The organism is Hyphomonadaceae bacterium ML37 (assembly GCA_027627685.1).
Classification (GTDB): domain Bacteria; phylum Pseudomonadota; class Alphaproteobacteria; order Caulobacterales; family Maricaulaceae; genus Oceanicaulis.
Genome location: CP091241.1, coordinates 1,125,434 through 1,138,218 on the forward strand (window position 1 = coordinate 1,125,434; position 12,785 = coordinate 1,138,218).

The 12,785-nt window shown below is 66.2% G+C and carries 12 protein-coding genes; 11 read left to right on the forward strand and 1 reads right to left on the reverse strand.

Annotated features, from left to right (window positions below; translation table 11 throughout):
* Nucleotides 1-79: 79 nt before the first annotated feature.
* Nucleotides 80-1,297 carry an NADP-dependent isocitrate dehydrogenase gene (locus tag L2D01_05545; protein ID WBQ11247.1) on the reverse strand — a complete coding sequence of 406 codons (1,218 nt, stop codon included), beginning with the start codon at nucleotides 1,295-1,297 and terminating at the stop codon, nucleotides 80-82.
* Nucleotides 1,298-1,420: 123 nt separating this feature from the next.
* Between L2D01_05545 and L2D01_05550 the strand changes: the two genes are divergently transcribed.
* The 11 genes from L2D01_05550 to L2D01_05600 all read left to right on the forward strand — a co-directional run bounded on the left by L2D01_05550 (nucleotide 1,421) and on the right by L2D01_05600 (nucleotide 12,780).
* Nucleotides 1,421-2,206: an RNA methyltransferase gene (locus tag L2D01_05550; GenBank protein ID WBQ11248.1), complete on the forward strand. Its 786-nt coding sequence runs from the start codon at nucleotides 1,421-1,423 to the stop codon at nucleotides 2,204-2,206.
* A 197-nt stretch (nucleotides 2,207-2,403) separates the two neighbouring features.
* Nucleotides 2,404-3,261: a 30S ribosomal protein S2 gene (gene rpsB, locus L2D01_05555; protein ID WBQ11249.1), complete on the forward strand. Its 858-nt coding sequence runs from the start codon at nucleotides 2,404-2,406 to the stop codon at nucleotides 3,259-3,261.
* 111 nt (nucleotides 3,262-3,372) lie between these two features.
* Nucleotides 3,373-4,305 carry a translation elongation factor Ts gene (gene tsf, locus L2D01_05560; protein WBQ11250.1) on the forward strand — a complete coding sequence of 311 codons (933 nt, stop codon included), beginning with the start codon at nucleotides 3,373-3,375 and terminating at the stop codon, nucleotides 4,303-4,305.
* A 168-nt stretch (nucleotides 4,306-4,473) separates the two neighbouring features.
* Nucleotides 4,474-5,163 (forward strand): UMP kinase, encoded by a 690-nt coding sequence (pyrH, locus tag L2D01_05565; GenBank protein WBQ11620.1) that lies wholly within the window; start codon nucleotides 4,474-4,476, stop codon nucleotides 5,161-5,163.
* Between the two features lie 21 nt (nucleotides 5,164-5,184).
* On the forward strand, nucleotides 5,185-5,742 hold the full coding sequence (gene frr / locus L2D01_05570; GenBank protein WBQ11251.1) for a ribosome recycling factor: 558 nt from the start codon (nucleotides 5,185-5,187) through the stop codon (nucleotides 5,740-5,742).
* Nucleotides 5,743-5,774: 32 nt separating this feature from the next.
* A complete protein-coding gene (gene uppS / locus L2D01_05575) occupies nucleotides 5,775-6,491 on the forward strand; it encodes a polyprenyl diphosphate synthase (GenBank protein WBQ11252.1) in 717 nt (238 codons plus the stop codon).
* Entirely contained in the window at nucleotides 6,488-7,327 is an 840-nt protein-coding gene (locus tag L2D01_05580) for a phosphatidate cytidylyltransferase (protein ID WBQ11253.1), read from the forward strand. Before uppS ends, L2D01_05580 begins: the two co-directional genes overlap by 4 nt.
* Nucleotides 7,324-8,505, forward strand: coding sequence for a 1-deoxy-D-xylulose-5-phosphate reductoisomerase (dxr, locus tag L2D01_05585; GenBank protein WBQ11254.1), 1,182 nt, complete (start codon nucleotides 7,324-7,326; stop codon nucleotides 8,503-8,505). Before L2D01_05580 ends, dxr begins: the two co-directional genes overlap by 4 nt.
* Nucleotides 8,506-8,549: 44 nt before the next feature.
* Entirely contained in the window at nucleotides 8,550-9,737 is a 1,188-nt protein-coding gene (locus L2D01_05590) for a M50 family metallopeptidase (protein ID WBQ11255.1), read from the forward strand.
* A gap of 39 nt (nucleotides 9,738-9,776) precedes the next feature.
* Entirely contained in the window at nucleotides 9,777-12,179 is a 2,403-nt protein-coding gene (bamA, locus tag L2D01_05595) for an outer membrane protein assembly factor BamA (protein ID WBQ11256.1), read from the forward strand.
* Between the two features lie 4 nt (nucleotides 12,180-12,183).
* Nucleotides 12,184-12,780, forward strand: a complete 597-nt coding sequence (locus tag L2D01_05600) for an OmpH family outer membrane protein (protein ID WBQ11257.1) — start codon at nucleotides 12,184-12,186, stop codon at nucleotides 12,778-12,780.
* The last annotated feature ends 5 nt before the right edge of the window (nucleotides 12,781-12,785 follow it).

Sequence of the window (12,785 nt, forward strand, 5' to 3'; positions counted from 1 at the left end):
CACCGGGATGCCAGTGCGGAAAACAAAAAAGCCCCGCCGTGTCCGGCGGGGCTTTTCAGAAGACGTCAGGTGATAAAGTCTAGCCGTTCATGGCCTTGGCGAAGCGTTCGCCGACCGTGTCCAGGAAGCCTTCGGTGGACAGCCAGCCCTGCTGGTCGCCGACCAGGAGAGCGAGGTCCTTGGTCATGTAGCCGGACTCAACGGTCTTGATAACGGTCTGCTCCAGCTTGTCGGCGAAATCCATGACCGCCTGATTGCCGTCCATCTTGCCACGGAAGTGCAGGCCGCGCGTCCAGGCGAAGATAGAGGCGATGGAGTTGGTGGAGGTCTTCTCGCCGCGCTGGTGCTGGCGGTAGTGACGCGTCACCGTGCCGTGGGCGGCCTCGGCTTCGACGGTCTTGCCGTCCGGCGTCATCAGCACCGATGTCATCAGGCCCAGCGAGCCGAAGCCTTGCGCCACCGTGTCGGACTGCACGTCGCCATCGTAGTTTTTGCACGCCCAGACAAAGCCGCCGGACCATTTGAGCGCCGAGGCGACCATGTCGTCGATCAGCCGGTGCTCATAGGTGATCTTCTTGGCTTCGAACGCGTCCTTGAACTCGGCCTGATAGATCTCCTCGAACAGATCCTTGAAGCGGCCGTCATAGGCTTTCAGGATCGTGTTCTTGGTGGAGAGATAGACCGGCCAGCCGCGCTCCAGCCCATAGCGCAGCGAGGCGCGGGCAAAATCGCGGATGGACTCGTCGACATTATACATACCCATGGCCACGCCCGAGGACGGGAATTTGTAGATTTCGTGGGTCACCGGCTCGGAGCCGTCTTCGGGCGTGAAGGTCAGGGTGAGCGTGCCAGGGCCGGGCACCAGCATGTCGGTGGCGCGGTACTGGTCGCCAAAGGCGTGACGGCCGATCACGATGGGGCGGGTCCAGCCGGGCACCAGGCGCGGGACGCTCTTGATCACGATGGGTTCGCGGAACACCACCCCGCCCAGAATGTTGCGGATGGTGCCGTTGGGCGAGCGCCACATTTTCTTGAGGCCGAACTCCTCCACCCGCTGCTCGTCCGGGGTGATGGTGGCGCATTTCACGCCCACGCCGTAATGCTTGATCGCCTCAGCCGATTCCACGGTGATCTGGTCGTCGGTCTCGTCGCGCTTTTCAATCGACAGGTCGTAGTATTTCAGGTCGATATCGAGATAGGGCAGGATCAGCTTGTCCTTGATCAGCGCCCAGATGATGCGGGTCATCTCGTCGCCGTCGAGTTCAACGACCGGGGTGTCGACTTTGATCTTGGCCATGGGGATCTCTTCTGTTTGGCGTGAGGCGCGCTGCGTCCGCACGGGCGGCGGCGCGCGCAATGGGGGGTGGACGAATGTTGCGGCGGTGTCTAGCACCCCGGCGCAGCCATAGAAAGGGCGCCCATGAACCCCGCCGGGCCTGAGATTGAGACGGTCAGCGCCGAGACGGGCGCCCCCGCGCCTGTTTTCATTCTGGTCGCCCCGCAGCTGGGCGAGAATATCGGCGCATGCGCGCGGGTGATGGGCAATTTCGCGATTCCCGACCTGCGCCTGGTGGCGCCGCGCGATGGCTGGCCGAACCCGGCGGCCCAGACCATGGCGGCGGGCTCGCCGGTGCTGGAGCGCGCGGCGGTGTTTGACACGCTCGATGAGGCCGTGGCCGATTGCCAGGTGCTCTACGCCACCACGGCGCGCCCGCGCGGCATGGTCAAGCCGGTGCTGACCGGGCGCGAGGCGATGGCGCGGGCGCGCACTCATATAGACTCAGGCGAGCGCGTCGGCGTGTTGTTCGGGGCGGAGAAGTCGGGTCTGCCCAATGAGGCGGTGACGCGCGCGACCGCCATTCTGACCCTGCCGGTGGACCCGGGCTTCGCTTCGCTGAACCTGGCCATGGCGTGCGGCGTGATCGCCCATGAATGGCGCGCAGGCGATCCGGTCCCGGCGCCGTTCGAGACGCTGCCGGATCGGGCTTCGGCGGCGGAGATGGAAGGTCTTTACGGCCATCTGCAGGATGAGCTCGACCGGGCGGGTTTCTTCTATCCGCCGGAAAAGACGCCGCTGATGATGCAGAACCTGATCAATATCTTCGCGCGCGGCGGCCTCACCGAACAGGAAGTGCGCACGCTGAGGGGCGTCATCAAGGCGCTCACCATCGGGCGGGGCAAGGCGCGGGTGGTCCGAAAGGACTAGCGGGCGGCGGCTCACCGCGCTTGCAGCGCTGCGCTGAGACCCGTATAAGCGCGCGCGATCCCGCACGTGGGGCTCGGCGCGCCATGGGGTGCGTCGCTCCGGTGCCGTGTCCGGTTTTCTTGTCTGTCCATTCAAGCGGGCAGACAGGCCGGTTCGGCTCCGCCCCACGGAGGCCAACCGGAAAAGGACCGATCAAAATGGCTCTTCCTGAATTCTCCATGCGTCAGCTGCTTGAAGCCGGCGCACACTTTGGACACCAGACCCACCGCTGGAACCCGAAGATGCAATCGTTCATCTTCGGCGAACGCTCGGGCATCCACATCATCGACCTGTCCCAGACCGTGCCGCTGCTGCACCAGGCTCTGGTGAAGGTGCGCGAAGTCGCCGCCGGCGGCGGACGCGTGCTGTTCGTCGGCACCAAGCGCCAGGCCTCCGAGCCGGTCGCTCTGGCCGCTCAGCGCTGCGCGCAATACTATATGAATCACCGCTGGCTGGGCGGCACGCTGACCAACTGGGCGACGATCTCGCGCTCCATCGCGCGTCTGCGCGAGCTGGAAGGCTTGCTGGACGCCGAAGGCGGACCCCAGGGCCTGACCAAGAAAGAAACGCTGATGCTGACGCGCGAGCGCGAAAAGCTCGAGCGTTCGCTGGGCGGCATCAAGCAGATGGGCGGCACGCCGAGCCTGATGTTCGTGATCGACACTAATAAAGAGGCGATCGCGATCCAGGAAGCCAAACGCCTGGGCATCCCGGTGGTGGCCATCGTGGACACCAACTCCGATCCCGACGCCATCGACTTCCCGATCCCGGGCAATGATGACGCCGCCCGCGCCATCGCGCTGTATTGCGATCTGATCGCCGACGCGGTGCTGGACGGCATCACCGACAGCCAGGCCTCGTTCGGCATGGACCTGGGCGCCAGCGAGGCGCCGAGCGCCAACGCGCTGGGCCTGGACGAGATGAAGACCGAGGCGCCCGCGGAACCGGCCAAGGCCGCTGAACCTGCTGCGGCCCCCGCGGCGGAAGAGGCAGAAGCCGGCGCCAAAGCCGAATAGGCCTGGCGTCAGACCCATGACACAGCCGGCCGGGGCGCTCGCTCCGGCCGGCGCCACATAACAGACGTCCGCCCCCAAGGCGCGCGCAACGCGACGTAAGGAGACCTCCCCATGGCCGAGATCACCGCCGCCCTCGTCAAGGAGCTTCGTGAGAAGACCGGCGCAGGCATGATGGACTGCAAAAAAGCCCTGTCGGAAACCAATGGCGATCTGGAAGCCGCCATCGACTGGCTGCGCACCAAAGGCCTGTCCAAGGCCGCCAAGAAAGCTGACCGCGTGGCCGCTGAAGGCCTGGTGGCCGTGGCTGCCCACGCGCGCGGCGCCGGCATGGCGGCTGCTGCGGTGGAAGTGAATTCCGAAACCGACTTCGTGGCGCGCAACGCCCAGTTCCAGGCCGCCGTGGCCGAGATCGCCGGCCTGGCGGTGGACGCCGCCGACCTGGCGGCTCTGCAGGCCGCTACGACCAAGTCGGGCGCCAGCGTGTCGGACATGCTGACCAATCTGATCGCAACCATCGGCGAGCACATGTCGGTGCGCCGCATGGCGACCCTGTCGGTGGATGCGGGCGTGGTGGCGCACTACGTGCACAACGCCGCGGCTGAAAACATGGGCAAGATCGGGGTTCTGGTGGCGCTCAAATCCACCGGCGACCAGGGCGTGCTGAACGAGCTGGGCCGCAAGATCGCCATGCACGTGGCGGCGACCGCTCCGGCGGCGACCACCGAAGCGGAAGTCGACGCCGAGCTGGTGGCGCGCGAGCGCGAAGTGTTCGCGGCCTCGGCGCGCGAATCGGGCAAGCCGGACAACATCATCGAAAAGATGGTCGAAGGCCGCATCCGCAAGTTCTTCGAGGAAGTGGTGCTGCTCAAGCAGTCCTTCGTGCTCGATCCTGACAAGACCGTCGCCGAAGCGGTGAAAGCCGCTGAAGGCCCCGCCGGCGCGCCCATCGAGCTCACGGGCTTCGTGCGCATGGTGCTGGGCGAAGGCGTCGAGAAGAAGCAGGAAGACTTTGCGGCGGAAGTCGCAGCGATGACCAAAAGCTAGACAGCTTCAGGGCCCGGCGGATCGCTCCGCCGGGCCCTGTCGCGTCCAGGCGAAGCGCCGGCGCACCAGGGAGGGCGATACGTGAGCGAGACGTGTGACGAACGGTCCCGTCCGGTCCCCCAAGGGCCCTACCGGCGCGTGCTGCTGAAAGTCTCGGGCGAAGCCCTGATGGGCGCCGAACCTTATGGCATCGACATGAACACCGCCGACCGAATCGCGCGCGAGATCGGCGAGGCGGTGGAGGCCGGTTATGAGCTGTGCCTGGTCATTGGCGGGGGCAATATCTTCCGCGGGCTGCAGGCCGCCGCCAAGGGCATGGAGCGCGCCGCCGCCGATTATATGGGCATGCTGGCCACCGTCATGAACGCGCTGGCCATGCAGACGGCGCTGGAGCGGGTGGGCGTGCCGACGCGCGTCCAGTCGGCCATCCCCATGACCACCGTGTGCGAGCCCTATATCCGCCGGCGCGCCGTGCGCCATATGGAAAAGGGCCGGGTGGTGATTTTCGCCGCGGGCACCGGCAATCCCTTCTTCACCACCGACACAGCCGCAGCCCTGCGCGCGGCTGAAATGGGCTGCGACGCCTTGTTCAAGGGCACGGGCGTGGACGGGGTCTATGACATGGACCCGCGCGGCCATCCCGAAGCCAAGCGGTTCGAGCGGCTGGATTATATTGACGTTCTGGCCCGCGACCTCAAAGTGATGGACGCGTCGGCCGTAACGCTTATGCGCGACAACCAGATCCCCATCGTGGTGTTCAATATCCGCGAGCAGGGCGGTCTGGCCCGCGTGCTGGCCGGCAAGGGCACCTGTACGGTCGTGGGCCCGCTGGACGGTGCGGCCCGCAAAGGCCGCTAGAAACGCATTGAGGAGACGAGCATGTCCGCCTTCAGCCTGAAAGATATCGAAAAGCGCATGGATGGCGCGGTCGAGGCGCTCAAGAAAGAGTTCGCCGGCCTGCGCGCCGGGCGCGCCAGCGCCGGACTGCTCGATCCGGTGAAAGTCGACGCCTATGGCACGCTGACGCCGATCAACCAGGTCGGCACGATCGGCACGCCCGAGGCGCGCATGCTGTCGATTCAGGTGTGGGACCGCAATCTGGCCGGCGCGGTGGACAAAGCCATCAGAAATGCCGGACTTGGCCTCAATCCGGTCATGGAAGGCGCGATGATCCGCATTCCGATCCCGCCGCTGAACGAAGAGCGCCGGGCCGAACTGGCCAAGACGGCGGGCGCGTACGCCGAGCAGGCGCGCATCGCGGTGCGCAATGTGCGCCGGGACGGTATGGACGCGATTAAAAAAGCGGAGAAAGACGGCGATATGAGCGAGGACGAGCAGAAGAAATTCGCCGACCTGGTTCAGAAAGCCACCGATAACCGCATCGGCGAGATCGACTCGCTGTTGTCGACCAAGCAGGAAGAAATCACGCAGGTCTGAGCCATGGGGCCAGACTCAAGGAGGCCGCCGACATGGCGCAGCCCGACGCCGCCGACCGGTCGCCGCGCCATGTGACCATTATTATGGACGGCAACGGGCGCTGGGCTGCGGCGCGCGGCAAGCCGCGCGCTTTCGGCCATCAGGCGGGCGTGGAGGCGGTGCGCGAAACCGTGAGGGCGGCGGGCGATCTGGGCCTGACCCATCTTACCCTGTTCAGTTTTTCCACTGAAAACTGGCGCCGTCCGCGCGCCGAGATCGACACGCTGTTCGATCTTTTGCGCCGCTTCGTCACGGCCGATCTCGAACGCCTGCATGGCGAGGGTGTGCGCATCCGCGTCATCGGCCGGCGCCAGGGCCTGACGCCGGACCTGATCAAGACCATCGACCGTGTTGAAGCGCGCACGCGTGGCAACACGCGCTTTCACCTGACCATCGCTTTCAATTATGGCGGGCGCGACGAGCTGGTGCGCGCCGCGGCGCGGGCGGCGGCGGACCGGGGCGGGGATGTGTCGGCGCTGACCGAAGCGGACTTTGAACAATATCTCGACACCGCTGACCTGCCCGATCCCGACCTGGTGATCCGCACCAGCGGCGAGCGGCGCCTGTCCAACTTCCTGCTGTGGCAGACCGCCTATGCCGAGCTGATTTTCATGGATGTGCTCTGGCCCGATTTCGGCGAAGAGCATCTGCGCGCGGCGCTGGATGAATTCGCGCGCCGGGAGCGCCGATTCGGCGCCGTGCGGGCATGACCTCTCCGCCTGTCCCTCGCAGGAACGGGGCGCCGGGCGATCCGGTTTTCCTGAGGCGGGTGCTGTCTGCGCTGGTGCTGGCGCCCGCCGCGCTGCTGCTGGTCTGGGCGGGCGGCACGCCCTTCTCAATCTTCATCGCCGCCTTCGCCGCCGCCATGGCGTGGGAATGGGTGCGCATGTCGGACAAGACCGCGCCGCCGCGCGCCTTCGCCATCGCCACCGGCACAGCGGTGGGCGCGGCCCTGCTCGCCGGACAGGCGCATCCCGGCTGGACAGCGGCGTGGATCGCGGGCGGGGCGGTGTTCGCCGGCCTCGACCGGCGCCGGCGCGGGCGCGCGTATGAAGCGGTGGCGGGTGTGGCTTACATCGCCCTGGCGGCCGCGGTTCTGGTGTCGCTGCGCGAAGGCGAGCAGGGCGGGCTGGCTGCGGTGCTGTTCCTGCTGGCGGTGGTCTGGGCGGCGGACACGTTTGCCTATCTGGCGGGCAGCTGGATCGGGGGGCCGAAGCTTCTGCCTGCCGCCAGCCCCAACAAGACCTGGGCCGGCCTTGCCGCCGGGCTCGCCTTCGGCATCGCGGCGGGAGCGGGCGTGGCGCAGCTGCTGGGCTTTGATCCGGTTTATGCCGCGCTGATCGCCGCGCCGACCGCCCTGGCCGCGGTGCTGGGCGATCTTGTCATGTCGCTGGCCAAGCGCCGCTTCGGTGTGAAAGATGCCGGTACGCTGATCCCCGGTCATGGCGGCGTGCTGGACCGGGTGGATGCATTGATGATGGCGGTCCTGTTCGCCGGCGCCTGGCGCGCGGCAGGTCCCAATGGCTGGCCGGGGGCAGGATTATGAGCGCACGCACCATCACGCTTCTGGGCGCCACAGGCTCAGTGGGGCGCGCCACGCTGGACCTGATCGCGCGCGCCGAAGACGGCGCCTATGACGTCGTGGCGCTGACCGCCAATGGCAATGCGGCGGAGCTGGCGAAGCTGGCGCGCCAGTTCGGCGCAAAGTTCTGCGCCGTGGCGGATGAAAGCGCCGGGCCTGCGCTGGGCGAGGCGCTGGCGGGCAGCGGCATAAAATGGGGCGCCGGGCCGCAAGCGGTGGAGGACGCCGCCGCCATGGACGCCGACTGGGTGATGGCGGCGATTGTGGGCGCAGCCGGGCTGCAGCCCACGCTGGCCGCCGTGCGCCGGGGCGCCTGCGTGGCGTTCGCCAACAAAGAAGCGCTGGTGTGCGCGGGCGTGCTGATGCTGGACGAGGCGGCGCGCAGCGGCGCGACCCTGCTGCCGGTGGATTCTGAACACAATGCGATCTTCCAGGCCTTCGATCCGGACCAGCGCAGCCATATCCGGCGCATCATCCTGACGGCCTCGGGCGGGCCGTTCCATAGCGCCAGCCTTGAGACCATGCGCGCAGCAGGCCCCGCCGAGGCGGTGGCCCATCCCACCTGGACCATGGGCGCGAAAATCTCGGTCGACAGCGCCACCATGATGAACAAGGGGCTGGAGATCATCGAGGCCTGCCATCTCTTCGCCCTTCCGCAGGAGCAGGTGGATGTGCTGGTTCATCCTGAATCCATCGTGCATGGCCTGGTCGAGTACGCGGATGGCGGGCTGCTGGCCCAGCTGGGTTGCCCGGACATGCGTACCCCTATTGCCCATGCCCTGGCCTGGCCCGCGCGCATGGAGACTCCGGTGGACCGGCTGGATCTGGCGCGGCTGGGAACGCTGAGCTTTTTCGCCCCCGATCCGGAGCGCTTTCCGGCGCTGGGGCTGGCGCGCAATGCGTTCATTTCTGGCGGGACGGCGCCCGCCGTGTTGAATGCGGCGAACGAAGTGGCGGTCGCGGCGTTCCTGGGTGGACGGATCGGCTTTCTTGACATCGCGTCTGCCGTCTCGGAGGCTCTGGGCGAGGGGGCGCGCGACGCCGGCGCGAGCGCAGCGCCGGCGTCCATTGATGCGGTGATCGACGCGGACGCGCATGGACGGCGCCTGGCGCACGCGGCGGTGAGCCGGCTGGCGCGATAGCTGCACGAGACACCGGCAAACGCCGGATCAAAGGAACACAGTCTATGACAGAGATGTTTGGCGCAGGGCTTCTGTCCATCGCGGCGTTTGTCGCGGTGATCTCGTTCGTGGTGGTGATCCACGAGATGGGTCATTTGTATGCCGGGCGGCTGTTCGGCGTGCACGCCGAAGTGTTTTCCATCGGCTTCGGGCCCACGCTGGCGACATGGAGCGACAAGACCGGCACGGTCTGGCGCCTCGCGGCGCTGCCGCTGGGCGGTTATGTACGCTTTCGCGGCGACGAGAACGCCGCCAGCGCGCCCAATCACAAAGAGCTCGAAGCGCTGCGCGCCAGCCGCACCGATGCGCACACAGTGTTCCATTTCAAACCGGTCTGGCAGCGCGCCATCATCGTGGCCGCCGGCCCGCTGGCGAATTTTGTGTTGGCGATTGTTGTTTTTGCAGCGTTGGGGATGGCGCGAGGAGAGGTGATCTCGGCGCCCTTGGTGGGCGGCGTGCAGGCCGGCTCCCCTGCGGAAGTGGCCGGATTCGAGGTCGGTGATGAGGTTGTATCGGTCAATGGCAGCGCCGTGCGCAGCTTCACCCAGATCAGCCAGGCGGTGATGACGCGCCCCGGCCAGCCGATCCGTTTTGTGGTCGAGCGTGATGGCGAGCAGGTGATCCTCAACGCGACGCCCCGCCGGGAAGTGCGCGCAGACGGGCTGGGCGGCGAGCGGGCCATGGGCTTTCTGGGCGTCAGCTCCGCCCCCGGGCAGCGTGAACAGGTGCGCTATTCTCTGCTCGAGGCCCCTGTGTATGGCGTGACGCGCACCTGGGACACCGCCTCCATGATCGGCGAGTACATGGTGAGGCTGGTCACGGGACGCGCCTCGCTGGAAATGATTAACGGGCCAATCGGCATCGCCACCACCGCAGGGCAGGTCGCCAACGTCTCCGTTGCGGCGCCTCAAGGGGCCGAAGTGGCGTTGAACCAGCGCATCTGGGCGATGCTTTTGTCGCTCGCCGCGCTCTCCGCCGTCATCTCTGTTGCGCTGGGTTTAATGAATCTCCTGCCCATTCCGGTTCTCGACGGCGGCCACCTCGTGTATTACGCCTACGAAGCCGTGACCCAGCGCGCGCCGAGCCTGGCGGTGCAGGAGATCGGGTTCAGGATCGGAGTCGGCCTCGTACTGACCTTGCTGGTCGTGGCCACGTGGAATGATTTGAGCTATTTGCGCGGTCTGTTTTTCTGATCCGGGAAGCAGGTGGCAGCCGAGGGGACGAGGCGTTTCATGAATCGAATTCTTTTGGCTGTTGCAGCATTGTGGGCCGGTCTGGCGTTGGCGGGCGGCGCAGCGGCGCAATCGCCCGCGCAACCCGCACCGGCGGATCCTGAAGCCGTCGAAACCATCACAGCGCCTCAGGCGCAGGCCCAGCGGCCCGTGCTGCAGATTCTGGTGCGCGGCAATCAGCGCGTCGAAGCCGCCACGATCCTGTCCTATGTGCTTGTGCAGCCGGGCGAAGTGCCCAATCCGCGCCTGATCAATCTGTCGATCCAGACGCTGTTTGCGACCAACCTCTTCTCTGACGTGGACATCGCGGTCGACGGGTCGACCATGGTGGTCCAGGTCGAAGAGAACGCGATCATCAACCGTGTGGTGCTGGAAGGGAATCGCGCCATCCGCGATGACCGCATCACCGACGAGATCGAGCTGCAGCCGCGCGCCATCTTCACCCGCGCGCGCGTCCAGGCGGACGTGCAGCGCATTCTCGAGGTCTACCGCCGCGCCGGGCGTTTCGCCGCCAGCGTGACGCCCCAGATTGTCGAGCTGTCCCAGAACCGGGTCGATCTCGTGTTCGAAATTTCCGAAGGCCCGGTCACCGGCGTGCGCCGAATCGCATTCGTGGGTAATGAGCGCTTCTCCGAGCGGCGCCTGCGCGGTGAAATCATCACCTCGGAAGCGCGCTGGTGGCGGTTCTTCTCCTCCAATGACAATTACGACCCCGACCGGATCGAGTTCGACCGCGAACAGCTGCGCGAGTTTTATAACGACCGCGGCTATGCCGACTTCCGCGTGACCTCGGTGGTTGCTGAACTCACCCCTGACCAGCGCGACTTCTTCGTGACCTTCACCATGGATGAGGGTCAACGATACCGGTTCGGCGAGATCGAGGTGGAGACCGCCATCGAGGATCTCGACACCGACTTCCTGGCCGGCGCCGTGCCGACCCAGCAGGGCGATCTTTATGTGGGCAGCCTGATCGAGGACTCCATCGAGACGCTGACCTTTGCGGCCGGCGCGTCCGGGTACGCCTTCGTGACCATCACGCCGCGCGTCAATGTGAACCGCGACAGCCAAACGGTCGACATCACCTATGCCATCAGCGAAAGCCCGCGCGTTTACATCGAGCGCATCGACATTGTCGGCAACACGCGCACCCTGGACCGTGTGATCCGGCGCGAGATGGACATTGTGGAAGGCGACGCCTTCAATCAGGCGCTCCTGAACGTGTCGCGCGCGCGTGTCGGCCGTCTGGGTTTCTTTGAGGACGTCGAGATCGAGCCCTTCCAGGGCAGCCAGGAGGACCGTGCACGTGTGCAGGTGTCGGTCACCGAGCAGCCCACCGGGGAACTGGCGTTCGGCGCGGGCTTCTCGTCCACCGACGCCTTCCTGATCGACTTCTCGATCTCGGAGCGCAATCTGCGCGGACGCGGCCAGTTCCTGCGCCTGCGGGTGTCGGCCAGCTCGCGCCGCGAACAGATTGATATCCGCTTCACCGAGCCGCGCTTCCTCGACAGAAATCTGGCTGCGGGCTTCGACCTCTTCACCGTGCGCTCCGACTTCTCGCGCGAAGCTTCGTTCGAGACCCAGTCCACCGGCTTGAGCCTGCGCGCCGGATTCCCGCTGACGCGCTCGGTGCAGGCGGGCCTGAACTACACAGTGCGCGTTGACGAGGTGACCACTTTCGCCGGGGTCACGGACTCCATCCGGCGCGCCTCCGGGGCGCGGTCGACCTCGCTGTTGGGCTATTCGCTCAACTGGAACCGCGTGGATGATTTCAACAACCCGTCGGACGGATTCCAGCTCTCTTTCAATCAAGATTTCGCCGGAATCGGGGGCGATGTTCGCTATGTCCGCTCCGAGTTCCAGGGCGGCGTCTACAGGAGCGTCTTCCGTGACGATGTGGTGCTCAGCTTCACCGGCACCGCTGGCTACCTCTTCTCATGGGGCGGCGACGTGGCCCGGATCAATGACCGCTTCTTCAAGGGCGGCAACTCGTTCCGCGGCTTTGAAACGGCAGGCATCGGCCCGCGGGTCGTCCGGCGCGGGCTGGATGATGACGGCAATGAGCGTGTGTTCGCCGGCGATGCGCTCGGCGGCAATCTCTACGCCATCGGCGCCATCGAGCTGGCCTTCCCGCTGGGTCTGCCCGAGCAGTACGGCGTGCGCTCCAGCCTGTTCACCGAGTTCGGCACGATGGGCCTTCTGCCTGATGACGACCAGATCGCCGACGATGGCACCGCAGGGGCCATCTTCACGGTTGACCAACTGGCGCCGCGCGCGTCCGCCGGCCTGTCCATCTTCTGGGACTCGCCGTTTGGACCGGTGCGCTTCGACTTCGCCCACGCGTTCGTCAAGGAAGACTATGATCGCGGGCGCTTCTTCCGCTTCAGCACAATGACAGGGTTCTAAACCTATGAAAAACTTCAATTTCCGCCTTACCGGCACGCCGCTTCGCATGATTGCGGCGCTCGTGCTCGCCGCCGCCGCCTCCACCGCGGCCTCGGCGCAAATCCTGGTCGTTGACCAGGAACGCGCGCTCAATGAAAGCGCTGTCGGCCAGCATATCGCCGCTCAGCTGGAACGAATCGGCACGGAAATGCAGGCCGAAATCCAGACCCAGCAGGACGCCGTGCGCGCCGAGAGCGAAGCGCTCAACACCGAAACCTCGGCCATGACCGAGGAAGCGATCCGCCAGCGTCCGGACCTGATCCAGCGCGTTCAGCAATTCCAGGAAGACATGCGCAACCTGGAGCTCGAGCGCCGTGTCCGTCAGCAGGAGCTGGCCGCCACCGAGCAGGCCGCGCTGCAGCCGGTGATCCCGATCCTGCAGGAAATCATGCAGGCGGTGATGACCGAGCGTAACGGCGTGATCATGCTGGACCAGTCGGTCACCATCATGACGGCCAACAGCGTCGACGTCACGGATGTGGTTCTGGAGCGCCTGAACGCGCGCATCACGACCACCCCGGTCAACCGGGTCCGCGCGCCGCAGCGCACGCCCGAGCAGTAAGCCGG

Coding starts and splice junctions, on each gene's coding strand:
- L2D01_05545 (WBQ11247.1), bottom strand. CDS start 1,297: ATGGCCAAGATCAAAGTCGACACCCCGGTCGTTGAACTCGACGGCGAC.
- L2D01_05550 (WBQ11248.1), top strand. CDS start 1,421: ATGAACCCCGCCGGGCCTGAGATTGAGACGGTCAGCGCCGAGACGGGC.
- rpsB (WBQ11249.1), top strand. CDS start 2,404: ATGGCTCTTCCTGAATTCTCCATGCGTCAGCTGCTTGAAGCCGGCGCA.
- tsf (WBQ11250.1), top strand. CDS start 3,373: ATGGCCGAGATCACCGCCGCCCTCGTCAAGGAGCTTCGTGAGAAGACC.
- pyrH (WBQ11620.1), top strand. CDS start 4,474: ATGGGCGCCGAACCTTATGGCATCGACATGAACACCGCCGACCGAATC.
- frr (WBQ11251.1), top strand. CDS start 5,185: ATGTCCGCCTTCAGCCTGAAAGATATCGAAAAGCGCATGGATGGCGCG.
- uppS (WBQ11252.1), top strand. CDS start 5,775: ATGGCGCAGCCCGACGCCGCCGACCGGTCGCCGCGCCATGTGACCATT.
- L2D01_05580 (WBQ11253.1), top strand. CDS start 6,488: ATGACCTCTCCGCCTGTCCCTCGCAGGAACGGGGCGCCGGGCGATCCG.
- dxr (WBQ11254.1), top strand. CDS start 7,324: ATGAGCGCACGCACCATCACGCTTCTGGGCGCCACAGGCTCAGTGGGG.
- L2D01_05590 (WBQ11255.1), top strand. CDS start 8,550: ATGACAGAGATGTTTGGCGCAGGGCTTCTGTCCATCGCGGCGTTTGTC.
- bamA (WBQ11256.1), top strand. CDS start 9,777: ATGAATCGAATTCTTTTGGCTGTTGCAGCATTGTGGGCCGGTCTGGCG.
- L2D01_05600 (WBQ11257.1), top strand. CDS start 12,184: ATGAAAAACTTCAATTTCCGCCTTACCGGCACGCCGCTTCGCATGATT.